22 protein-coding genes and 1 tRNA gene are annotated in these 23700 nt (G+C 61.8%); 19 read left to right on the top strand and 4 right to left on the bottom strand.

The genetic code is table 11. The features are described from left to right. Nucleotides 1-9 precede the first annotated feature (9 nt). From ACU5AZ_RS14525 to ACU5AZ_RS14505, 5 genes are all read left to right on the top strand, one after another. Complete coding sequence (locus ACU5AZ_RS14525; RefSeq protein ID WP_446823057.1) at nt 10-174, top strand: histidine kinase; 165 nt, start codon at nt 10-12, stop codon at nt 172-174. Continuing rightward, nucleotides 171-1124, top strand: a complete 954-nt coding sequence (gene xerD / locus ACU5AZ_RS14520) for a site-specific tyrosine recombinase XerD (protein ID WP_446823056.1) — start codon at nt 171-173, stop codon at nt 1122-1124. Before ACU5AZ_RS14525 ends, xerD begins: the two co-directional genes overlap by 4 nt. A gap of 65 nt (nt 1125-1189) precedes the next feature. Then, nucleotides 1190-2143, top strand: coding sequence for an acetyl-CoA carboxylase carboxyltransferase subunit alpha (locus ACU5AZ_RS14515; protein WP_446823055.1), 954 nt, complete (start codon nt 1190-1192; stop codon nt 2141-2143). Between the two features lie 191 nt (nt 2144-2334). Next, a complete protein-coding gene (locus tag ACU5AZ_RS14510) occupies nt 2335-3528 on the top strand; it encodes a L,D-transpeptidase family protein (RefSeq protein ID WP_446823054.1) in 1194 nt (397 codons plus the stop codon). Next, the gene (locus ACU5AZ_RS14505) at nt 3504-3761 is read left to right on the top strand and encodes a sulfurtransferase TusA family protein (protein ID WP_446823053.1); all 258 of its coding nucleotides are present in this window, start codon (nt 3504-3506) and stop codon (nt 3759-3761) included. The genes ACU5AZ_RS14510 and ACU5AZ_RS14505 overlap by 25 nt, the downstream gene beginning before the upstream one ends. Before the next feature lie 6 nt (nt 3762-3767). Here ACU5AZ_RS14505 and ACU5AZ_RS14500 read toward each other — a convergent pair whose 3' ends face one another. Together ACU5AZ_RS14500 and ACU5AZ_RS14495 are read right to left on the bottom strand one after the other, a co-directional pair. Further along, nucleotides 3768-4916: a CobW family GTP-binding protein gene (locus ACU5AZ_RS14500; RefSeq protein WP_446823052.1), complete on the bottom strand. Its 1149-nt coding sequence runs from the start codon at nt 4914-4916 to the stop codon at nt 3768-3770. Between the two features lie 17 nt (nt 4917-4933). Continuing rightward, nucleotides 4934-5998, bottom strand: a complete 1065-nt coding sequence (locus ACU5AZ_RS14495) for a D-alanyl-D-alanine carboxypeptidase family protein (protein ID WP_446826015.1) — start codon at nt 5996-5998, stop codon at nt 4934-4936. A gap of 192 nt (nt 5999-6190) precedes the next feature. Between ACU5AZ_RS14495 and ACU5AZ_RS14490 the strand changes: the two genes are divergently transcribed. The 11 genes from ACU5AZ_RS14490 (at nt 6191) to dxr (ending at nt 17875) form a co-directional block, all read left to right on the top strand. Next, nucleotides 6191-7354 carry a M20 aminoacylase family protein gene (locus tag ACU5AZ_RS14490; protein ID WP_446823051.1) on the top strand — a complete coding sequence of 388 codons (1164 nt, stop codon included), beginning with the start codon at nt 6191-6193 and terminating at the stop codon, nt 7352-7354. A 93-nt stretch (nt 7355-7447) separates the two neighbouring features. Continuing rightward, nucleotides 7448-7524: transfer RNA gene (locus ACU5AZ_RS14485), tRNA-Arg, on the top strand. A 213-nt stretch (nt 7525-7737) separates the two neighbouring features. Beyond that, on the top strand, nt 7738-8790 hold the full coding sequence (locus ACU5AZ_RS14480) for a dipeptidase (protein ID WP_446823050.1): 1053 nt from the start codon (nt 7738-7740) through the stop codon (nt 8788-8790). A 48-nt stretch (nt 8791-8838) separates the two neighbouring features. Beyond that, on the top strand, nt 8839-10485 hold the full coding sequence (locus tag ACU5AZ_RS14475; RefSeq protein WP_446823049.1) for an ABC transporter substrate-binding protein: 1647 nt from the start codon (nt 8839-8841) through the stop codon (nt 10483-10485). A gap of 86 nt (nt 10486-10571) precedes the next feature. Continuing rightward, complete coding sequence (locus tag ACU5AZ_RS14470) at nt 10572-11576, top strand: ABC transporter permease (protein WP_446826014.1); 1005 nt, start codon at nt 10572-10574, stop codon at nt 11574-11576. After that, the gene (nikC, locus tag ACU5AZ_RS14465) at nt 11573-12502 is read left to right on the top strand and encodes a nickel transporter permease (RefSeq protein WP_446823048.1); all 930 of its coding nucleotides are present in this window, start codon (nt 11573-11575) and stop codon (nt 12500-12502) included. The genes ACU5AZ_RS14470 and nikC overlap by 4 nt, the downstream gene beginning before the upstream one ends. Continuing rightward, complete coding sequence (locus tag ACU5AZ_RS14460; RefSeq protein WP_446823047.1) at nt 12499-13332, top strand: ABC transporter ATP-binding protein; 834 nt, start codon at nt 12499-12501, stop codon at nt 13330-13332. The genes nikC and ACU5AZ_RS14460 overlap by 4 nt, the downstream gene beginning before the upstream one ends. Continuing rightward, nucleotides 13329-14099, top strand: coding sequence for an ABC transporter ATP-binding protein (locus ACU5AZ_RS14455; RefSeq protein ID WP_446823046.1), 771 nt, complete (start codon nt 13329-13331; stop codon nt 14097-14099). The genes ACU5AZ_RS14460 and ACU5AZ_RS14455 overlap by 4 nt, the downstream gene beginning before the upstream one ends. A gap of 28 nt (nt 14100-14127) precedes the next feature. Next, entirely contained in the window at nt 14128-14853 is a 726-nt protein-coding gene (locus tag ACU5AZ_RS14450; protein WP_446823045.1) for a metallophosphoesterase, read from the top strand. Further along, a complete protein-coding gene (locus ACU5AZ_RS14445) occupies nt 14850-16637 on the top strand; it encodes a cobalamin-dependent protein (protein ID WP_446823044.1) in 1788 nt (595 codons plus the stop codon). Before ACU5AZ_RS14450 ends, ACU5AZ_RS14445 begins: the two co-directional genes overlap by 4 nt. A gap of 71 nt (nt 16638-16708) precedes the next feature. Then, nucleotides 16709-17875, top strand: coding sequence for a 1-deoxy-D-xylulose-5-phosphate reductoisomerase (gene dxr / locus ACU5AZ_RS14440; RefSeq protein WP_446823043.1), 1167 nt, complete (start codon nt 16709-16711; stop codon nt 17873-17875). Between the two features lie 6 nt (nt 17876-17881). On the opposite strand, the gene ACU5AZ_RS14435 is transcribed toward dxr, so the two are convergent. Both ACU5AZ_RS14435 and hemA read right to left on the bottom strand, forming a co-directional pair. Then, the gene (locus ACU5AZ_RS14435) at nt 17882-19000 is read right to left on the bottom strand and encodes a serine hydrolase domain-containing protein (RefSeq protein WP_446823042.1); all 1119 of its coding nucleotides are present in this window, start codon (nt 18998-19000) and stop codon (nt 17882-17884) included. A gap of 85 nt (nt 19001-19085) precedes the next feature. Further along, nucleotides 19086-20300: a 5-aminolevulinate synthase gene (gene hemA / locus ACU5AZ_RS14430; RefSeq protein ID WP_446823041.1), complete on the bottom strand. Its 1215-nt coding sequence runs from the start codon at nt 20298-20300 to the stop codon at nt 19086-19088. A 288-nt stretch (nt 20301-20588) separates the two neighbouring features. Here hemA and ACU5AZ_RS14425 point away from each other — a divergent pair, with 288 nt between their 5' ends. From ACU5AZ_RS14425 to ACU5AZ_RS14415, 3 genes are all read left to right on the top strand, one after another. Next, on the top strand, nt 20589-20957 hold the full coding sequence (locus tag ACU5AZ_RS14425) for a hypothetical protein (RefSeq protein ID WP_446823040.1): 369 nt from the start codon (nt 20589-20591) through the stop codon (nt 20955-20957). 317 nt (nt 20958-21274) lie between these two features. Further along, entirely contained in the window at nt 21275-21538 is a 264-nt protein-coding gene (locus ACU5AZ_RS14420; RefSeq protein ID WP_261929009.1) for a YMGG-like glycine zipper-containing protein, read from the top strand. Between the two features lie 245 nt (nt 21539-21783). Beyond that, nucleotides 21784-23679 (top strand): autotransporter assembly complex protein TamA, encoded by a 1896-nt coding sequence (locus ACU5AZ_RS14415; RefSeq protein ID WP_446823039.1) that lies wholly within the window; start codon nt 21784-21786, stop codon nt 23677-23679. Nucleotides 23680-23700 lie beyond the last annotated feature (21 nt).

The following is a 23700-nucleotide window of genomic DNA, read 5'->3' as shown; positions in this document are numbered from 1 at the left end:
GACGTCTGAATGCCTACCCTCACCCGGCTGATCTTCATCATTGCGGTTATCGTGGGGTCGATCTACGCCGCGATGTTCGCCCTGACCGTCCTGGTCGAGCCGGCCCCGAGGCAGATTTCCGTCGACGTCCCGCCAGACCTCCTGAAGCCGCAAAGCCAGAAGGTCAAGCCATGAGGGATCTCGGCCGCGCCCATATGGAATCCTTCCTGGAAATGATGAGCGCCGAACGCGGCGCGGCGGTCAACACGCTATCTTCGTATCAACGCGACCTCGACAGCCTGCATGCCTTCCTCACCGGTCGCGGCGCACGCATCGTCGAGGCGACGACGGAAGACCTGTCGGCCTATCTGGCATCACTCTCGGCCGCCGGCTTCCAGCCGAGCACCCAGGCGCGCCACCTGTCCTGCCTGCGCCAGTTCTACAAGTTTCTCTATGCCGAAGGACTGCGCGACGACGACCCCACCGGCATTCTCGACGCGCCGAAGAAGAACCGCTCCCTGCCGAAAATCCTCAGCGTCGACGAGGTGACTCGCCTGATCGACCAGGCGACAGAAGAGGCCGAAGCCGAAGGCCCCGGCCAGTTGCAGCGACTGCGACTGCTTGCCCTCCTGGAATTGCTCTACGCCACCGGCATGCGCGTGACCGAACTCGTCTCGCTGCCGGCCAAGGTTCTGGATCATGAAGGCCGGTTCCTGATGATCCGCGGCAAGGGCAACAAGGAACGCGTCGTTCCGCTCTCGCAGGCAGCGATCAGGACCCTGCGCGCCTACGCCGCCGCCCGCCGACGGGAGGCTGAGCTCTCCGGACGCGAGGACGATTCCGAATGGCTGTTTCCATCATCGGGAAAGGCCGGCTATCTGCCGCGCCAGGTTTTCGCCCGCGACCTGAAGGACCTTGCCATCCGGGCCGGCCTTCCGCCGTCGGCCCTCTCGCCCCACGTCCTTCGCCATGCCTTCGCCAGCCATCTTCTGCAGAACGGCGCGGACTTGCGCGTCGTGCAGGAATTGCTCGGACATTCGGACATTTCCACCACGCAGATATACACTCACGTGCTGGAGGAAAGGCTGCGCGACCTTGTGGAAACACATCACCCCCTTGCCAAACGGGTGAAAAATCTAGATTAGGACCGTCAGAAAGCTCGGCCCATACCGGCCGAACGGCACGGACATTGAGAAACCGGACCCGACTGATGCACAATTATCTCGATTTCGAAAAGCCGATTTCCGATCTGGAAGGCAAGATTTTCGAACTGAAGAAGCTGGCAGAAGAAGACGAAAGCATCGACACGAGCGACGAGATCGGTCGCCTCGAAGTCCGCGTGCAGGAGGCGATGTCCGAGATCTACACCAATCTCACCGCCTGGCAGAAGACGCAGGTCGCCCGCCACCCGCAGCGTCCGCATTTCGTCGACTACGCCGCAGCGCTCTTCGAAGACTTCACGCCGCTCGCCGGTGACCGCAAGTTTGCGGAAGACGCCGCCATCCAGGCCGGCCTTGGACGCTTCCGCGGCCAGCCGGTCGCCATTCTCGGCCAGGAGAAGGGCAGCGATACAAAATCGCGCCTGAAGCACAATTTCGGCAGCCCCCGTCCGGAAGGCTACCGCAAGGCGATCCGCATCATGGAACTGGCCGACCGCTTCGGCCTGCCGCTGATCACCATGATCGACACGGCCGGCGCCTACCCGGGTGTCGGCGCCGAAGAACGCGGCCAGGCGGAAGCCATCGCCCGTTCGACGGAAATGTGCCTGAACGTCAAGGTTCCGATCGTTTCCGTCGTTCTCGGCGAAGGCGGCTCGGGCGGTGCGATCGCTATCGCCACCGGCAACCGCGTCTACATGCTCCAGCACGCGATCTACTCGGTCATCTCGCCGGAAGGCGCTGCTTCGATCCTGTGGCGCGATTCGACCCGCGCCCGGGAAGCTGCGACCAACATGAAGATCACGGCGGATGACCTGAAGTCGCTCGGCATCATCGACGGCATCATTCCCGAGCCGATCGGTGGCGCCCATCGTCATTCCGAGACGGTCATCAAATCCGCCGGCGATACGATCGCCAACGCGCTGAAGGAGCTTTCGGCCCTTTCGCCCGAGCAGGTGCGCGCCGACCGGCGCCAGAAATACCTGGCTATCGGCCGCAATCTCTAAGCTGTCATGCGTACATGAATTATGGCAATAATTGCCGCCATAATTCATGATATCGACACAATCTTACCGTCAATCGTGCCGTCAGGCAGCGATATTGGTAAGGTTTTGTGAAGCATACCCCGGATAATATCCGGGGGACAAAACCGGCAGCAACAGAGATCTGCCGAAACACATTCTGTGAGCGACCGATTATGGCCAACAGGCAATTCATTGCCGTAATGCTGATGGCAGCCCTTCTTGCCGGCTGCACCAATTCCACGGATGTCCTTGACGTCTCCAACGTCAAGGACAAGGTCGACCATCCACTGCCGAAGGAAATCCTCAACCGCATGGCGGCGAAGGATATGCCGAAGAATTCGCCGATCATGATCCGCATCTTCAAGGAAGAAGGCGTGCTGGAGATCTGGAAGGCGAAGACCAACAATCGATTCGACAAGATCGCGGAATATTCGATCTGCGCCTGGTCCGGCCGTCTCGGCCCCAAGGTGAAGGAAGGGGACCGCCAGGCGCCGGAAGGCTTCTATCCGCTGACGCGCGCCAATCTGAACCCCTATTCGAAGTACTTCCTGGCGATCAACACGGGTTTCCCGAACACCTATGACCGCGCGAACGCCCGCACCGGCACCAATTTGATGATTCACGGCGCCTGCTCGTCGTCGGGCTGCTACTCGATGACGGATGCGCAGATCCTCGAAATCTTCGGTTTCGCACGCGACGCCTTTGCCGGCGGGCAGACGACGATCCAGCTTCAGGCCTTTCCCTTCCGCATGACGCCGGACAACATGGCGCGTCACCGGATGAGCCCGTATATCGGCTTCTGGAACATGCTGAAGGTCGGCTACGACCAGTTCGAAGTGACCAAGCGCCCGCCGGAGGTCAATGTCTGCGAGAAGAAATACGTCTTCAACCAGCAGCCGGCCGAAGGATCCTCGTTCAGCTCGACGGGCGCCTGCCCGCCGATGAGCACGCCGCCGGCGCTTTCCGCGGCCCTGGCCGACTACAACAAGACCTATGACGTGGCCTACGCCAAGGCCATGCGCAAGTATGACGGCCTCGTCTGGTACGATCCGACCGAAGCCGAGCGCAAGGCTCTGGTGGCGGAACAACGCAAGGGCCGCGATCTCGCCTATGCGCCCACCGGCTCGGCCTTGAAGGCTGGCAAGCTGATGAAGGTCGAGGACCTGGAAGCCAAGCAGGAGGCACAGGAACAGGCCGAGGAGGCGAGTGCCGCCCTGAAGGCAACCTCGACCGTCCCCGTTCCCCAGCTTCCCCCGCCGCAAGCACAGGCGGCCGCACCTGAAGCGCAGCCGGCCGCAACCGCTCCATCGGATGTTGCAGATGCGGACGGCAAGAAGCCATTGTGGAAACGCTGGTTTACGAAGTGAGCGGCGACAGGCCCGAAACCGTCTACGATCTCAGGGGGCTGAAATGCCCCCTGCCCGTCTTGAAAACGCGTCGTCGCTTAACCGAGATGGCGTCCGGCGACGAACTGACGATCGAAACCACCGATCCGCTTGCCGTCATCGACATTCCGCATTTCTGTCATGAGGACGGCCACGAGCTGATCGGCTCGGAAAAGGCGAATGGCGGCCATCGCTTTCGTATCAGGAAGGGCTGATCCTCGTCAGAACTTCATGCCCGGCACAGCCAGCGGATTGTTTTCCAGCCCCTGTCGATCGGCCCGGTCAATCTGCGGCCGGCCGGTGAAGGCGTCAAACAGTTCGCGCACGAAGGCTTCCTCCAGCCCGTCGGTAATCAATACCATGCGGGTCTTGCGTTCGGCGCCCTCCGGCCATGCCTTCATCCGCACCGGCGTGTGGAAAATCTCCTGCACGCCGTGCAGCACCAGCGGACGGTCCGGATTGTCCTTCAGCAGGACGACAGCCTTCATCCGCAGAAGCTTTGGCCCATGAGCCGAACGCAGGAGGTCCACGAACATTTCCAGCGCCATCGGGTCGATGGCCTCCTCATGCACGATAGAGAAAGAGCGGATCGTATCGCCATGACGCGTCACGTCATGATGATGATGGTGGTGTCCGTGGTGGTCATGGTGATGGCCATGATCATCGTCGTGGTTATGGTTATGCTCATGATCGTGGTCATGATCCGTCTCCGCTTGCAGCCACTGCACGACGTCCGGAATCTTCGTCTCCGGATCGTAGAGCCCGTTCGCGAGAAGGGCCGCCCTGCCGGCATCCTCGCTGTCACCGTCGATCATGGGCGCCCGCGGATTGATGGAGCGCAGACGCGCCTTGAGGGCGGAGATCTGCTCAGCGCTTGCAAGCGTCACCTTGGACAGCACCAGCTGGTCGGCCACCGCCGCCTGCCGCAGCGCCTCGGAATGCCGCTCCAGCGTCGCGAGGCCGTTGACCGCATCGACGAGCGTGACCACCCCGTCGAGCACGAAATTCTGGGCGATCACCGGATTGCCGATGACGGCCTGCATCACCGGCGCCGGATCGGCAAGCCCCGTCGTCTCGATCACCACTCGCTTCAACGCGGCGATGCGGCCGGTCTGAACCTGCTCGACCAGCATGGCCAGCGTGTCGACCAGTTCGCCGCGGATCGTGCAGCACAGGCAGCCATTGGCGAGCTCGATGACGGAATCGTCCGACGCCTCGACCAGCATGTGATCGATGCCGACCTCGCCGAACTCGTTGATGATGACCGCCGTGTCCTTCATCGCCGGATCCTGCAGAATCCGGTTGAGCAAGGTCGATTTGCCGGCACCGAGAAAGCCGGTGACGATGGAGACCGGTATGGTCAGGGGCATGGTCTTTTCCGTGATATCTAGAGGGCCGGGCGCGGGATCGGCACCGGGACGTTTGCAATCTTCGGTGCCGGATCCCCGCCGGGCAGCAGCCCGGCAAAGACGTAGGTCGGCTGGTGATCCAGCGGCTTCATATAGGGCGAAACCGACTTGCTGTCGCTGTCGCCGTCACTGGTCTCCGATGCATTGCGCCGCGCTTTCGGATCGCACATCTTTTGGGAAATATCGGCAACCGGATTGGCAGCGGCCTGATCCGGCGCCAGCGACATCAGCGGCACTCCGGCGCCAGACGGCGCACTCAGGCCGGCCGTCAGCATGTCGGCCGAGCGTTCGGCCCGGGCCGCGAGACTGTCCGTGCCGAGCACGACCGAAATTACCGAGCGGCCGTCACGGGTCGCCGAAGACACCTGATTGTAGCCCGACGCGCAGATGTAGCCCGTCTTCATGCCGTCGGCGCCCTTGTAGCGACCGATCAGGGCATTGAAATTGCCGTAGGTGCGTTTGCCGGTGTTGATGCCCTCGATCTTGAAATAGCCGGCATACTGCGGAAAGTTCCGTTTCAGGGCGAGCGCCAGCAGGGCAAGATCGCGCGCCGTCGTGTACTGGCCAACGCCCGGCAGGCCGTTGGCATTGATGAAGCGGGTCGACGTCATGCCAAGCCGAGCCGCTTCGGCGTTCATCCGATCGACGAATGCCGGCTCGCTGCCACCGACGGTCTCGGCCACCGCCACGGCAATGTCGTTGGCCGATTTCACCAGCATGATCTTTAGCGCGCTGTCGAGCGTCAACCTCTGGCCAGGCTTGAAATACATCTTGCTCGGTGGCTGCGAGGCCGAATGCTGGCTCATCACCACCTCGCTGTTGAGGGTGAGCTCGCCGGCCTTCAGCGCGTCGAAGGTGACATAGGCCGTCATCAGCTTCGTCAGCGATGCCGGATACCATTTCTGGAACGCGTCCTCATGCTCGATCACGCGACCGGTATAGGCGTCGACGAGGATCGACGGATTGGCCCATGCGGTTCCTGCCGACAGAGCCATGACGGCGGCGAAGACGCTGCCGATGAAATACCGGATTGCCGATTGCATACGATTGTCTGAGGACACGGTTCCTCCCGGAATATTTAGCTTGATAGCGCGATTTTTTCCATTGCGAGGCGGTTCAAACGGCCTGGCACGAGGCCCATATGAATGGCAAAGACGGCCCCAAAGGTCAATTGCCGGGGCGCCCGCCGCCTGATAACAAAAACGTTTACTCATGAATTTGCCGGAGTCCAGACAATGCCGATACTCAACAGGGTTGCCGATCTTCAACGCGACGTCACCGAGTGGCGCCGCCACCTCCACACGCAGCCGGAGCTGATGTTCGACGTCGACGATACCGCAGCCTTCGTCGCCGAAAAGCTGACCGCCTTCGGCGTCGACGAAGTGGTTCAGGGCATTGGCAGGACCGGTGTCGTCGGCCTCATCCGCGGCAGAGGCACCTCGGGACGCACGATCGGCCTGCGCGCCGACATGGACGCGCTGCCGCTCGACGAAGTCTCCGGTAAGCCCTGGTCCTCGAAGGTTCAGGGCAAGATGCACGCCTGCGGCCACGACGGACACACGGCCATGCTGCTCGGTGCGGCGAAATACCTCGCCGAGACACGCAACTTCAACGGCAATGTCGCCGTCATCTTCCAGCCGGCGGAAGAAGGCGGCGGCGGCGGCGACCTGATGGTCCGGGACGGCATGATGGAGCGCTTCGGCATCGAGGAAGTCTACGGCATGCACAACATGCCGGGCCTGCCCGTCGGCCAGTTCGCCATCTGCAAGGGGCCGATCATGGCGGCGACCGACCAGTTCACCATCACCGTGAAGGGCCTCGGCGGCCACGCCGCCGAGCCGCACAAGGCGATCGACCCGATCACCATCGGCGCGCAGGTCGTCTCCGGCCTGCAGCAGATCGCATCGCGCAACACCGATCCGCTGAGCTCGATCGTCGTTTCGGTCACCCGCTTCAACGCCGGCTTTGCCTTCAACGTCATTCCGAACGAAGCTATCCTGAACGGAACGGTCCGCACACTGTCGGAGGAAAACCGGTCACTGGCCGAAGCCAAGATCAAGGCGATCGCCGAAGGCATCGCCGCCGCCCATGGCGGCAGCGCCGAGGTCGACTACCAGCGCAATTACCCGGTGACCGTCAACCACGACGCCGAAACCGACCACGCCGCGAATGTCGCAAGCGAAGTGGCGGGCGAGGCAAACGTCGAGAGAAACTACGCGCCCTCCATGGCCGGCGAGGATTTCTCCTTCATGCTGAACGCCCGCCCCGGCGCCTTCATCATGATCGGCAACGGCCAGACGCCGAACCTGCACAACCCCGCCTACGACTTCAACGACGAGGCGATCCCCTTCGGAATCTCCTACTGGGTTCGCCTGACCGAGCAGCGCCTGACCGACTAAGCACGCACGTCAAAATCATCCTATTGCCAGGTCCGATTAGTCCGTTTTCGGACTTGGCTTGTGGCCTTCGCTTTTGTATGGATGAACGCAAGTGGTCCCGTAGCTCAGCAGGATAGAGCGACAGATTCCTAATCTGTAGGTCACGCGTTCGAATCGCGTCGGGATCACCAATTTTCAGAACAACCCATGTCTTTCAGTGCGAACGCGAAGGCATCCGCCCATCGCTCGGCACCATTCCCTCCACGCATCACCCCATCCGCCTTTTTGGCTTGCGCAGTTTGCGATGGTCGCTCTAGAGTGAGACCGCTCGTACACGAATATCCCGTCCGGCTCCCCTGCCGGCCCGGCCTCTTCCGCACCCCTTCCACTGTGAAAGTCATGACATGGAACTGGTATTCGACGGTCACAACGACGTACTTTTGCGGCTTTGGAAGACGCGAAAGGATGGCGGCGACCCGATAGCGGAGTTCATTGACGGCACGGACAAGGGACACATCGATGCGCCCCGTGCCCGCAAGGGCGGGCTCGCAGGCGGGCTCTGCGCGATCTACATTCCGTCGGAAGGACCGATGCAGTTCGCCCCGGATGCCAACGGCCATTACGCCACGCCGCTTGCCGCGCCTCTGGAGCACAGCCCGTCGCTCGACATCGCTTTGGAGTTTGCTGCAATCGCCTTCCAGCTTGACCGCGCCGGCGGCTGGAAGCTCTGCCGTTCCACCGGAGACATCCGCCAGGCCATGGACGCCAGCGTCTTCGCCGCCGTCCTGCACATGGAAGGCTGCGAGGCGATCGGCCCGGATCTCGCCGCCCTTGAGACCTTTTATGCGGCGGGCCTTCGCTCGCTCGGTCCGGTATGGAGCCGCAACAACGTCTTCGGCCACGGCGTACCGTTCTCCTTTCCTGCCGACCCTGATTGCGGACCGGGCCTGACCGAGGCCGGTTTCGATCTCATCAAGACCTGCAACCGGCTGGGCATTGCCATCGACCTTGCCCACATCACCGAAGCTGGTTTCTGGGACGTGGCGAAAACCACCGACCAGCCGCTGATCGTTAGCCACTCCAACGTGCATGCCATCACGCCGGTCGCCCGAAACCTGACGGACAGGCAGATGGACGCCGTCAAGGAGAGCGGCGGCCTGGTCGGGCTCAATTACGCCGTCGCCATGCTTCGCCCCGATGCCGCCGCCGACGGCGACACGCCGATCTCGGACATGGCGCGCCATATAGAGCACATGCTGGAGCGCATGGGCATCGGCTGCGTGGCACTCGGATCGGACTTCGACGGTGCGCTGGTGCCCGATGCCATTCACGACGCAGCGGGAAATCAGGTTCTGATTTTGGCTCTTGAAAAGTTGGGCCTTAACGGGGAAGAATTGGCAAAAATCTGCAGGGACAACTGGTTGAGGGTGCTGAAATCCGCCTGGAAGGAAGCCTGACAACCGGCACACGGCAAGAATTCAAAAATCAAAAAAGGGGAAATCGCAATGACGATCATGTCCACGTTCAACAAGCACTTCCGCATGCTTTCCGCCGGCGCGGCCTTAGGCCTTCTCGTCGCCTCCACGCCGCAGGCCTTCGCCGAGACACCTAAAGACACGCTCGTGATCGGCTGGGCGATCGACGACGTCATCACGCTCGACCCCGCCGAAGCCTTTGAAATCACGATGGGCGAAATCAACGGCAACAGCTACAACACGCTGATCAGCCTCAACACGGAAAATACCTCGGAAGTCAAACCCTCGATCGCCGAGAGCTGGACCGTCTCCGACGACGGCAAGACCTTCACCTTCAAGCTGAAGCCCGGCCTGAAATTCGCCTCCGGCAACCCGATTACCGCCGAAGACGTCGCCTGGTCCTTCGAACGCGCCGTCAAGCTCAACAAGAACCCCGCCTTTATCCTGCAGCAGTTCGGCCTGACCGGCGATAACGTGACGGAGATGGCCAAGGCCGTCGACGAAACGACCTTCACCTTCACCACCGACAAGGCCTATGCGCCGAGCTTCGTGCTGAACTGCCTGACCGCGACTGTCGCTTCCGTCGTCGACAAGAAGGTCGTGATGGAACATGTCGCCAGCGTCACGCCGTCCGACGAATACAAGTTCGACAATGATTACGGCAATGAATGGATGAAGACCCATTATGCCGGCTCCGGCCCCTTCACCATCCGCGACTGGCGCGCCAACGAAGTGATCGTGCTCGACCGCAACGAAAATTACTTCGGCGAAAAGCCGGCGATGGCGCACGTGATCTACCGCCATATGCCGGAAAGCGCCGGCGAGCGCCTGGCGCTCGAGAACGGCGACATTGATGTCGCCCGCAAGCTGCAGCCGCAGGATCTCGACGCGATCGCCTCGAACCCGGACATCAAGACGGTCTCGGCGCCGAAGGGCACGGTCTACTACTTCAGCCTCAACCAGAAGAACGAGATCCTCGCCAAGCCCGAAGTGCGCGAGGCGATGAAATACCTCGTCGACTATGAAGCGCTGGAATCGACGCTGATCAAGTATATCGGCACCACGCACCAGACCTTCCTGCCGAGCGGCATGTTCGGCGCACTGGACGAAAACCCCTACAAGTTCGACCCCGCAAAGGCCAAGGAACTGATCGCCAAGGCCGGCTATCCGGACGGCTTCTCCGTGACGATGGACGTACGCAACAACCCGCCGGTCAGCTCTGTTGGCGAAGCGCTGCAGCAGACCTTTGCCGAAGGCGGCGTCAAGCTGGAGATCATTCCCGGCGACGGAAAGCAGACGCTGACCAAATACCGCGCCCGCAACCACGACATCTATATCGGGCAGTGGGGAACCGATTATTGGGATCCGAACTCCAACGCCGACACCTTCACGTCGAACCTCGACAACTCCGACGAGTCCAAGACCAAGACACTGTCCTGGCGCAACGCCTGGGACCGCCCTGACCTGACGAAGGAAGCCCAGGAAGCGCTTGTGGAGAAGGACACCGCGAAGCGTGCGGACATGTACAAGGACCTGCAGAAGAAGGTGCTTGAGGAAGGTCCGTTCGTGATCATGTGGCAGGAAACGGAAGTCGCGGCTTACCGGTCGAACCTCGGCGGCTACAAGCTCGGCCCGACCTTCGACACCAACTATCTCGATACGGTCACCAAGCAGTAATCCCTGCGAAAGGGACAATGCCATTGACCTCCATCGATCAAACCAGTGAAGCGCGGCGGGCGACCGCCCGCGCTTCCAGCTACATCATGCCCGTCATCCGCTTTCTGGTGACCCTCGTCACCACCTATCTCGGCCTGCTGGCGGTCACCTTCTTCATCGGCCGCGTCATCCCGGTGGATCCGGTTCTGGCGATCCTCGGCGACCGCGCGCCGGCCTCTGCAATCGCCCGTGTGCGCGCAGAACTCGGCCTCGACCTGCCGCTCTATCAACAGTTCATGATCTACGTGCAGAAGGCCCTGACAGGCGATTTCGGCACATCCGTGCTCACCACCCATCCGGTGATGGAAGACATCAAGCGCGTCTTCCCGGCGACGATCGAACTGGCAACGCTCGGGACCATCATCGGGACCATTACCGGCATTCCGCTCGGCGTGCTTGCCGCCGTCAAGCGCGGCAGCCTTGCCGACCAGATCGTACGCGTCGTCGGCCTCATTGGCTATTCCGTGCCGGTCTTCTGGCTGGGCCTGATTGCGCTGGTGCTGTTCTACGCCAAGCTTCGCTGGGTCTCCTATCCCGGCCGCATCGACATCGTCTATGAATATACCTTCACGCCGCAGACCGGCTTCTACATCATCGACGCCATCCTTCAGCGAAACTGGGAGGTTCTCGCCGACGTGATGCGTCACATCATCCTGCCGGCGGGCCTGCTCGGCTATTTCTCGCTCGCCTATATCAGCCGCATGACGCGTTCCTTCATGCTCAATGAACTGAGCCAGGAATATATCGTCGCCGCTCGCGCCAAGGGCATCTCGGAAAGCCGCATCATCTGGTTCCATGCGTTGCGCAACGCCGCCGTGCCGCTCGTCACCGTGATCGCGCTCTCCTATGCCGGCCTGCTGGAAGGCTCCGTGCTGACGGAAACGATCTTCTCCTGGCCGGGCCTCGGGCAATACATCACCAGTTCGCTGCAGAATGCCGACATGAACGCCGTGCTCGGCGGCACCATCGTCGTCGGCTCGGTGTTCATCGCCATCAATCTCTTCACCGACATTCTCTACCGCACGCTTGATCCGAGGACGAGAAGCCGATGACCGTCACCGCCTCGACACCAAAACTCAGCCGACGGGATTGGCTGCTCTCCGACAGGCCACAGACGCGCCTGCAGGCAAGGCTCGGCCGCTCCTACGTCATCTGGCGGCAGTTTTCCGCCAACAGGCTCGCCGTCGTCGGCATGTGGATCCTGATCGGCCTCCTGTTCGTCGCCGCCTTCGCGGATCTTCTGGCACCCTATTCGCCGGTCGTCGGCGACCTGAAGAACGCCCGGCTGCTGGCGCCGAACGCCGAACATTGGCTAGGCACCGACGGCCAGGGCCGGGATATTCTCTCGCGCCTCATCTACGGCTCGCGACTGACGCTGCTCGTCGTGTCGCTGGCGGCCATCATCGCCGCCCCCATCGGCCTCATCATCGGCACCATGGCGGGCTATGCCGGCGGCTGGATCGATGCCGTGCTGATGCGCATCACCGACATCTTCCTCGCCTTTCCCAAGCTGGTGCTGGCGCTGGCGCTGGTTGCAGCCCTCGGCCCCGGCATCGAGAACGCCATCCTGGCCATCGCGGTCACCTCCTGGCCGCCCTATGCCCGCATCGCCCGGGCCGAAACCCTGACCTTCCGCAACTCGGACTTCATCTCGGCGGTCAAGCTGATGGGTGCGTCGCCCACCCGCATCGTTATCCGCCATGTCATGCCGCTCTGCATGTCTTCACTGATCGTGCGTGTCACGCTCGACATGGCCGGCATCATCCTGACGGCCGCCGGCCTTGGCTTTCTCGGCCTCGGCGCCCAGCCGCCACTGCCGGAATGGGGCGCGATGATCGCCGACGGCCGCCGTTTCATTCTCGACCAGTGGTGGGTCGCAGCCGCCCCAGGCGTCGCCATCCTCATCGTCAGCCTCGGCTTCAACCTTCTCGGCGACGGCCTGCGCGATGCGCTTGATCCCAAGGAGGCCGGCCAATGAGCAATCTCCTCGAAGTCGACGACCTGCGCGTCACCTTCCCCACCCGCACCGGCGAAGTGAATGCCGTGCGCGGCGTATCTTTCACGCTCGGACGGGAACGGCTCGGCATCGTCGGCGAATCGGGTTCCGGCAAGTCGCAGACCGGCCGCGCCATCATGGGCCTGACGCCGCCGCATGCGAAGATCACCGCCAACCGGCTGAATTTCGACGGCATCGACCTTCTCGAAGCGCCGCCCGCCTTGCGCCGAAGCCTCAGGGGAAAGCGCATTTCGATGATCCTGCAGGATCCGAAATACTCGCTGAACCCGGTCATGCCGATCGGCAAGCAGATCATCGAGACCTTGTTGGCGCACGAGAAAATCAGCAAGGCCGAGGCGCGACGACGCTCACTCGACATGCTGGAAGCCGTGCAGATCCGCGATCCCGAGCGCGTCTTCAAGCTGCATCCGCACGAGGTCTCGGGCGGCATGGGCCAGCGCATCATGATCGCCATGATGCTAGTTACCGGCCCGGAATTGCTGATTGCCGACGAACCCACTTCGGCGCTCGATGTCACCGTCCAGCTCGACGTGCTCGCCATCCTCGACAAGCTGGTCGCCGAACGCGGCATGGGGCTGATCTTCATCTCGCACGATCTGCGTCTGGTCACCACCTTTTGCGACCGCGTCCTTGTCATGTATGCCGGCAAGGTGGTCGAGGAGCTGTCGTCCTCCGCGCTCGGAGAGGCAAAGCACCCATACACGCAGGGTCTCCTGAACTGCCTGCCGCAGATCGGCAACGACCGCCATCCCCTGCCCGTCCTCCAGCGTCAGGTGGAGTGGAGCCAATGACAGACGCCATCACCATCAGCGACATGACCGTCAGTTTCTCCGGCCATCGCGCGCTCGACAATGTCAACCTGTCGGTCCGCGAGGGCGAATCCTTCGGCATTGTCGGCGAATCCGGCTCCGGGAAATCGACGCTGCTTCGCGCCGTCTCCGGGCTCACCCATTTCGACCGCGGCACCCTCACCGTCAACGGACGTCGATACGGCCCGAAGCGCCGCGACAAGGAATTCTACCGCACGGTGCAGATGGTCTTTCAGGACCCTTACGGCTCGCTGCATCCGCGCCAGACGGTCGACCGGCTGCTGCTTGAACCGCTCGTCGTCCACGGCTTTGGCGACGCCGAAACGCGCATCCGCCGCGCGCTCGACGAAGTCGGGCTCGGCTCCGGCTTCCGCTTCCGCTATTCGCACCAGCTCTCCGGCGGCCAGCGCCAGCGCATCGCCATTGCCCGTGCGCTGATCGTCGAACCGAAGATATTGCTGCTTGATGAGCCGACGTCCGCGCTGGATGCCTCCATCCAGGCGGAAATCCTCAACCTGCTCGAACAGGCGCGCGCCGATCGCAATCTCACCTTCGTCATGGTCAGCCACGACCTCGCCGTCATCAATCACATGTGCGGACGGCTGGCCGTCATGCGCGGCGGCGAAGTTGTCGAGATGCTGGATGCCTCAGCTCTTGAAAGCCGTGAGTTTCAGGCCGACTATACAAGGCAGTTGATGATCGCCAGCGAGGGCTTCAAGCGCGATCCCGTATCACCCGCCTCCGCGTAAACAACCAGCGCATAAGCCAGGACATTCCATGGGTAGGCACCGCCTGATCGTCGGCCGCGACGAATACGACGAAATCTTTGCCGTTGGAGATGTGCACGGCCATCTCGACCTGCTTCTCGGCGCCGAGGAGCGCATGCGCAAGAGCAGCAAGACTCACGGCCGGAAGCTGATCATCATGCTTGGCGACTATATCGACCGTGGTCCGCACTCATACGGCGTTATCGAGCACCTCATGAACACGCCGCCGGAAGGTTTTGACCGCATCTGCCTTACCGGCAACCACGAAGCCATCATGCTGGCGTTTCTCGCCGGCATCGAGGGTAATGGCGCCTGGCTCCAATGGGGCGGGACGGAGACCGTCGCCTCCTACGGCGTCGATCCCTACAAATATCTGGACATGGACGGCACCGGTCACGCCTTGCGCACCGTCCTCAATGACGTCCTGCCGCAGAGCCATCTCGACTTCATGCGATCCCTGCCGATCTGCGTCTCGTCGGCACCCTACCTTTTCACCCATGCCGGCATCGTTCCCGGCAAGCCGCTCGCCGAGCAGGCCGACGAGGACCTCTTCTGGATCAGGGAACCGTTCCTGACGCTTGGACCGCAATTGCCGGGACTGACGGTGGTTCACGGCCATACGCCGGCACCGGAGCCGACATTCGCCGAGGGCCGAATCGGCATCGACACCGGCGCCTACAAGACCGGCAGGCTGACCGTCCTGAAAGTCGATCAGGACGGAGCCGTGGTGCTATGATCGCAGGTTCTCCTGCCCCCACCCGCGATGAGCTCAGCGCCAGGACCATGCGATCCGGCGCCGACCTCATGGAGGAAGGCCGTAAGCTCGCCTCTGTCTGGCGGCTGGGACAAAGCCGGTTCATGCAGGAGACCGGCTTTCCCTCCGAGGCGGCTTACAAGCGTCACGCCATCAGCAACGGCGTCATCACCCAGCACGCCCACATCGGCTTTCGCAGCATCGAGCGCACACTTGCGGCCATGGGGGAAGTTCGGGATGCCTGCGCGGCGGGCGGTGTCACGGTCGACCGCTTTGGCATCACACTGGACTGGTCGATGGGCTATCCCGTCGACCGACGAGCGAATGCCGGCCGCGGCACCGGCATCGTCCTCAGCGGACCGGATGACTTCGCCCGCATCACGGATGCGACCGGTGCCGCCTGCCATTTCGGCGACTTCATGCTCGGACTCCCCGGTGCGCTGGACAATGTCAAGGCCGCCATCGCCGCCGGCGCAACCGCCCTCGGCAATCTCGGACAGTACTTCACATTCCGCCTGCCATACTGGGACGACGACGTGGCGACGACCGAAGCAACCGTGACGGCGCTCGGATTGATCGCGGCTCAGGACGCCGAAATTATCGTGCATTCCAATCTCGACGACGGTTTCGCCGGCCTGTTTCTCGACATGTGCTGCAGCCTCGGCATGGTGATCGTGGAAAAGCACATCGTCGAAACACTGATCGGAAGCCGGCTCTCCCATTGCTATGGCCACCATTTCTCCGATCCCCTGTCACGCATGGCATTCCATTGCGGCCTGACCCGTCTGAGCGACAGCGTCGGCACCATGATCTTCGGCAATACGGTCAGCTACCAGTCGAGCGACGCGGCCAATTTTGCCAGCCTGTCCAACTATCTCATGGCGGACATCCTGTCGTTGCGCCGATGGCCAAGCGGTCATGCGATCAACCCGGTCCCGGTCACCGAGAACCGGCGCATTCCGGATACCGACGAAATCATCGCCGCACAGGAATTTGCAGGCCGCCTGAAAGAGCACGCACATTTTCACGAGGCTGTTGTCGACTGGCAGACGGTGGAAGCGCTTTCCGACAGGCTCGTCGCCGGCGCGCGTCAGTTTGCCGAGAACCTGCTGACCGGGCTTGAAAACCTGGGGATCGATACGACGGACCCGGCAGCGCTGATGCTGGCAATCCGCCGTCTCGGCCCGAGGCGGATCGAAGCCCTGTTCGGCCCTGGCGCACAGCGCTTGGGACGTGACCGAAGATCAGCATTGGTTCTGGCGGAATGGGCGCGTGAGCTGGACGACAAAGCCGGACACTGGGTCGCCGCGAACCAGGTCGGCAACGAAGGCTTCGAGAGGCTGAAGGTCTGCGTGGGGACCTCGGATGTCCATGAGCACGGGAAATATCTGGTGGAAAAGGCGCTTGCCGGCCTCGGTGTGCAGATTGCCGACGGCGGCGTCGCGGTCGATCCGGAAATGCTCGTCGAAAGGGCCATCTCGCAAGGCGCGGACCTGATTGCGATCAGTACCTACAACGGCCTGGCTCTGCGCTACACCAAAAGTGTCCTCGACGCCGTGAAGGCGCGCGGGCTTTCTATCCCGGTCATGGTTGGCGGCCGGTTGAATGAAATTCCAGCGGATTCGAATTCCGGGCTTCCGGTGGAGGTCGCCGACGACATCAACAGGATCGGTGCCACGGCCTGCGCGAGCCTCGACGACATGCTTCCGCTCCTGCGTTCGACGATGCTCGGCCGATCGGCGCGAATGCCGGATGCGACAAGCTGATTTCGGTTCGCCTCTTGCTGGCGCTACTCAGGAATTGTAGAGCAGCGCAAACGGAAAAAGAACGGCGCGCAATGACACGAAAATCCGTCACGATCCTCGGCTCCACCGGCTCCATCGGCGTCAGCACGCTTGATGTCATCGGCCAGCTTGGCGGGCGCGAGCGTTTCGACGTGATGGCGTTGACGGGCAACGGCAACATCGCCCTGCTGGCCGAGCAGGCAAGAAACACCGGCGCAAGGCTGGCGGTCACGGCCGACGAGACGCGCTATCAGGAGCTGAAGGACGCGCTGGCCGGCACCGGCGTCACCGTCGCAGCCGGCGCCAGCGGCCTGGCCGAGGCAGCCGCGATGGAAGCGGACTGGGTGATGGCCGCGATCGTCGGCACCGCGGGGCTTGCCCCGACGCTCACCGCCGCCGAGCGCGGGGCGGATATTGCGCTCGCCAACAAGGAATGCCTCGTCTCCGCCGGTCCGCTCTTCGTCGAGGCTGTCAGGCGCGGCGGCGGCAAACTGATCCCGGTCGACAGCGAGCACAGCGCGATCTTCCAGACGCTGGAGGAGCATCAGCGCCATGCCCTGGAGCGGATCATCCTGACGGCGTCCGGCGGACCCTTCCGCACATGGTCACGCGACGAGATGGCCAATGTCACGGTGGAAACCGCCCGCGCCCACCCCAACTGGTCGATGGGCCTGAAGATTTCCATCGGCAGCGCCTCGATGTTCAACAAGGCGCTGGAAATGATCGAGGCGCAGCATCTCTTCGCCGCCACGCCGGAGCAGATCGAGGTCGTCGTCCACCCGCAGTCGATCGTCCACTCGATGGTCGGATATACCGACGGCTCCGTGCTCGCCCAGCTCGGCGTTCCGGATATGCGCACCGCCATCGGCTATGCGCTGACCTATCCGGCCCGCTCGCCGCTCAACGTGGACCGGCTGAACTTCGCCAAGATCGGCCGCCTGGATTTCGAGGCTCCGGACGAGGAGCGCTTCCCCGCCCTGCGTCTGGCACGTCTCGCTATGCAGCGCGGCGGACTGCAGGGCTGTGTCATGAACGCGGCCGAAGAAACGGCATTCGAGGCCTTCGTCGATGGCCGGATCCGCTTCCTGCAGATGGCGGACATCGCCGAGGCCGCAATGGAGCGCCTCTCATCGATTTCGCCGGCCGCATCGATCGAGGACGTGTTTGCCGCCGACGCCGAGGCCAGGCGGACGGCTGCCGAGATCATCGCCAGCCTTTAATGGAAATCAGGCCGCGTAAAGCGCCTTCACCAGATCGTTCGGAAACGCCCCGGTGCAGCCTTCCAGCGCCGTATTGCTATAGGCGACAAGACTGATGCCGTTTGACGGGTCGAGAAGCCAGCTGTTGCCGTATACGCCGCCCCATTTCACCGTTCCGGCCGGCACGCAGCTTTCCGCCGCTTCAGGGTTCACCGTGACAGAACCGAAATAGCCGAACTTCACGCCGGGGCTGTGAAGATGCTTGCCGATCTGGTTCGAGAGCCCCTTCACCGTCATCTCGGAAGAAAGGATCGGATCCCCACCTTTCTGAAGGGCATCCAGGAACTGCATGAAATCAGGAGCAGTGCCGGCCATGCCGGCGCCACCGGACTGAAACGCGGTCGGATTGAAGATCCGTGACGGGGAGAAGTTGAACGACGCCCCCTCCGCATTCGAAAGCCATTGCGGATCGGTCATCGGCATCGGGCGCGGACGCTGGTCGGCATAGGCCGTCGCAAGACGCTCCATGTCGACGACTCGGAACCGCGTGTCAGGCATGCCAAGCGGTCCGCAGACATGCTCGACGACGGCCTCTTCAAGCGTGCTCCCCGACACAGTCGCGATCGCCGCGCCGAGAATATCGGTCGCGTAGGAATACATCCAGCCGGTCCCCGGCGCGAAGCCGAGCGGGCGGCGGTTGACGCGCGAGAAATTCGTCTCGAAGTCGAGATCGGTATCGAGCAGACCCTGGTTGATCCGGTCATCCAAGGGCAGCTCCTCAAGCGACGAATCATAGGCAAGGCCCGATGTATGGGTCAGCAGGTGATGGATGGTGATCTCCGGTTCGGTGCCATCGGTAAGCTTCGGATGAAACCAGGGAAGGTAAGCCGAGACGCGCGCATCAAGCGCCAGCTTACCCTTTTCGACCAATGCGAGCGCGGTGGCCGCCACCAGCGGCTTCGTCACCGAGGCCATCCGGAATATCGTGTCCGTCGTCGTGGCCTTGTCGCTCTCCCGGTCGGCATAGCCGGCGGTTCGCTCATAGACCGGGCTTCCATTCTGGTGCACCAGCACCACGGCTCCGACGATCGTCTCGCCGGAAATAGCGGCATCGATGACGCGGTTGAGGCGGCTTTCAAGCGACATGAAACAGTCCTTCGTAATACAAAACAAAAAAGTGCGGGCCATTTAGAAATGACCCGCACCGAAATTCAAGCAGAGTTATGTCAGATCAGGCGACGGCGCGTGCCAGCGCACACTGCGACCAGAGATCGTGCAATGCGCCGACCAGATGGTTCAGGTCCTCGTCGGAATGCAGCGGTGTCGGCGTGAAGCGCAGGCGCTCGGTCTTGCGCGGCACAGTCGGATAATTGATCGGCTGGACATAGATGCCGTAGTTGTCGAGCAGGATATCGGAGATCCACTTGCACTTGGCGGCATCGCCGACCATGACCGGCACGATATGGCTCGGATTGGGCATGTGCGGGATACCGCGGGCGTCGAGCAGCGAACGCATCCGGCGGACGCGCTCCTGATGCGCACGGCGCTCGTCCTGCGAAACCTTCAGATGCTGGATCGAGGCAATGGCACCGGCGGCCAGTGCCGGCGGCAGCGCCGTGGTGAAGATGAAGCCGGACGAGAACGAGCGGACGAAATCGCAAAGCGCGGTCGAGCCGGTGATATAGCCGCCCATGACGCCGAACGCCTTGCCTAGCGTGCCTTCGATGACCGTCAGGCGATCCATAAGGCCTTCGCGTTCGGCGACGCCGCCGCCACGCGGACCATACATGCCGACGGCATGCACTTCATCAAGGTAGGTCATCGCGCCATACTTGTCGGCGATGTCGCAGATTTCCTTGATCGGCGCGATATCGCCGTCCATCGAATAGACTGATTCGAAAGCGATCATCTTCGGCGCCTTCGGATCGGCGGCCGCGAGCTTCGCTTCCAGATCCTTGACGTCGTTGTGCTTCCAGATCACCCGCTCGCAACGCGAATGGCGAATGCCTTCGATCATCGAGGCGTGGTTCAGTGCATCCGAGAACACGATCATTCCCGGGATCTTGGAACAGAGGGTTCCGAGAGCCGCCCAGTTGGACACATAGCCGGACGTGAAGATCAGCGCCGATTCCTTGCCGTGCAGATCGGCAAGCTCGCGCTCCAGCAGCACGTGATAGTGATTGGTTCCAGAGATATTCCGGGTGCCGCCAGCACCCGCGCCACAGTGATCGATGGCCGTTTTCATGGCTTCGATCACCTTGGGATTCTGCCCCATGCCGAGATAATCGTTGGAACACCAGACGGTAACCTGCTGCTCACCCTTGTCCGTGAAGCGGGTGGCGCGCGGAAACTGCCCGCTGTTGCGCTTCAGGTCGGCGAACACGCGATAGCGTCCTTCTTCGTGAAGGCCGGCGAGTTCGCTCTGAAAGTAGTTCTCGAAATCCATCATTATCTCCAGACAGGTGGAACCGTTTTCTTTTGAATCATTCCAATCGTCAACCTTTTTTCGTGCCACCCACGGCGCACTGCGTCGATTGGGCCCACCGGCTGAAACGGGGCTGCCGGACCTTTCAATATCCGGGCGATTCACCTGCGGCCTTGATGCAAATCAAAAACAGAGTCGCTTGGAAAAATGAATGCGAGATGAACGGGCGGTTTTGTTGGCGTTCATCGAAACGTCCCTATAAGATGCGCAAGTGTAAGCGAGGATCGTCAATCTGACCCGGAGTGTTTCATGTACGGCAAGGCATTCACGACCATAATCGCGGCAAGCATCGCCATTGGCGGCTTCCTTGCCATGCCTGCGGCATCGTTTGCCGAGGGCACAGTCATCACCTCGGGCGGCCAGGTTACAAGAAACAGGACCGAATACGACGGCGACACGAGCTCCAGCCAGCTCGGCGGCAAAACGACCGACGAATCACGTGGACGGATGCGTTGCGAAATCAGTCTCGCGAAGGAAAAGGCTAAACGATACGGCTATCGTTTTCCGGAAGTGGCATCCGTCTCGAAGCGGGCAATCGTGATCGGCGGACGTCTGAACAATCGCTGGCGCCAGATCGCGTTTGCCAACCACTATGGCTGCCCGGTGCTGGACCGATGACAAAAGCGCGCCGGGCCAATGCTGGCGGGATTAATTTTATTTAATGAGCCGGGGAACAAACGTTCGTTCTTTTTATTTATGTGGTGAGCCTTCAACTTGCATGCGTATTGAAATACTCTGAGCCCGCCACATCAATGATCGCGACAATCTTGGACAACGGGACAGGCGATCAGCTCGAAGTTTAGGTCAAGACCGGCATACAAAGTTGCGTAATACCCGATTTCGCCGTGGGGCGTTGGCGGGAAACAGGGACCCGGGAGCAGAAGCCGCCTTCCGGTCCAGCGGATCAAGCGGCTGACAAAATTTGGAGAGAGTAGATGAAAAAGGCAATTGTTCTGATTCTTGTCGGCTTGTCCGTCGCAAGCTGCACCCAGACCGAAAAGGGAGCCGGCATCGGCGCTGCTTCCGGCGCTGTCATCGGTGGTCTGGCGACCGGTAACGTCCGCGGCGCAGCCGTTGGCGCTGCAATCGGTGGCGTCGCTGGCGCTGTCATCGGTTCGGCGAACGAACCCGGCAAGTGCTACTACCGCGACCGTTACGGCCGCCGTTATGTCGACGATTGCCCGGCTGGCTACCGTTAATCAATCCAGGCAAGGCGCACCCAACCGGTGCGCCTTCGCATTTTTGGGGCAGCGTTGACCGCGGCTTCCCAATGATTCTCGCATTCGGAACGTGCTCCGATCGACGCGGCAAGTGTGTCTGCCGTCTGACGCTTCCGGAAATTTATGGTCGAAACCGCAGCTCTGAAGGCAGTTGACTGTTGCCTGGATCGTATCGGTCTGAGACAATGTCTGTACCAATGTTGAAGAGACCGAGCGGACATAGAATGAGTTTTGCGTTGTCACGCCACCGGCCGATGGTCGTCGCGACGACGGCGCTTTTGATATTTTCGGCCCTGCCCCCTGCTGCCTCAGCCTTTGAACTCTTCGGCATCCATCTTTGGGGTTCCAAGGATAAATCGGTCGATGTCGTCGATCCGGTCAAGTATGACGTCGAACTCACGCTGACATCCTCCGACAAGGACCTGAAAGAGACGCTTGAGGAAAGCTCGCTTCTCGTTCAGGACAAGGATACTCCGGTTTCCGGCGATCTCGGCCTCATCGTCAAGGCGCGCGACGATCGCGACCGCCTGGTCGCGGCTCTTTATGAAAACGCCCGCTATGGCGGCGTCGTCACCGTCACCATCAACGGCCGCGACATCGACCAGATCGGACCGACGGAATCATTCGATCGAACGTCAACTCCGAAAGTCGTCATCTCCGTGGACCCCGGCCCCGTATTCAAGATCGGCAAGGTTGCCTTTGAAGGCGATGCGCAGAGGCTCGATCCTGCCAACTACGATCTAGTGCCGGGAGGTGACGCGAGCTCACTGGTCATCCTCAAGGCTGCGGAGAAGGTTGTCCAGGACCTGAAGGCCGAAGGCCGCCCCCTGGCGCGACTGACGCAGCGGGCCGTGGTCGCCGACCATGACACGGATCTCGTCGATATCACCATCGGAGCAGAGAGCGGTCCCATCGCACCGCTTGGACCTGTCAGCGTCAACGGGCAGAAGACAGTGGATCCCGATTTCATCCGCCGCTATTCCCGCCTGAACGAGGGCAAGCCCTATTCGCCGGAGCAACTCAAGGCCGCCAGCGAACGGCTTCGAAAGCTTTCCGTCTTTTCGAGCGTCACCGTCAAGGAAGACGACACCCTCAATGGCGCCGGCCAGATTCCGGTCAAGATCGAGGTCTCGGAGGGCAAGCATCGCTATTTCGGCTTCGGCGCCGAATACTCGACCACAGACGGGTTCGGCCTTACCGGCTACTGGGGGCACCGCAATCTGTTCGGCGAGGCCGAAGCCCTCAAGATCGAAGGGTCGGTCTCGCGCCTCGGCGAAACGACCGACTTCAAGCAGCTCGACTATTCTACCGGGATCACCTTCACGAAGCCGGGCGCATTCGTGCCCCAGGCAACCTTCTCCGCCGGCCTAGTGGCCAAGACGGAGCACACCGACTCCTACGACACGGCCAAGGTAACGGGAACGACCTCGATCGCCTACGAGCTGACCGACAAGGACACGCTCACCGGCGGTCTGGAGCTGTCCTACGAAGACACCGACGACGCCTACGGCAACAATCAGTACGTGACCTTTGCGACGCCATTCGAATATGTTCGCGATGCCCGCGACAACGAGCTGAATCCGACCGAGGGATATCGTTTCTCCGCTTCCGCGGAGCCGGGTTACGAGTTCCTGAGCGCGTCGCCATACCTGTCGCTCGAAGGGTCGATCTCCGGCTACAAGGCGTTCGGCGCCGATGACAATGTCGTCTTCGCCGCCAAGCTTTCCGCCGGCTCGCTTCTGACCTCGAACCTTGAGCATGTACCAGCTACCAAACGGTTCTACGCCGGCGGCGGCGGCTCGGTTCGCGGCTATGCCTATCAGGAAATATCGCCGTACAATTCGAACGGCGATGCGCTTGGCGGCCGCTCCTATGCGCTCGGCTCCTTCGAAGCCCGCATCCGTGTCACGGACACGATCGGTGTTGTTCCGTTCCTCGATGCCGGAACCGTCTCGAGCGAACTCTATCCGGACTTCTCGGACATTCGCACCGGAGCCGGCATCGGGCTGAGATATGCCACGCCATTCGGCCCGATACGCCTCGATTTCGCCGTGCCGCTCAACCCCTATCCTGACGGCACGAAGTACGGCATTTATGCCGGCATCGGTCAAACCTTCTGATAAGCGGACGAACGCCCTTCT

The sequence above is a fragment of the Rhizobium sp. PAMB 3182 genome (assembly GCF_052908355.1).
Note: the sequence above shows the minus strand (reverse complement) of the source record. Positions and strands in the feature narration are given on the sequence as shown.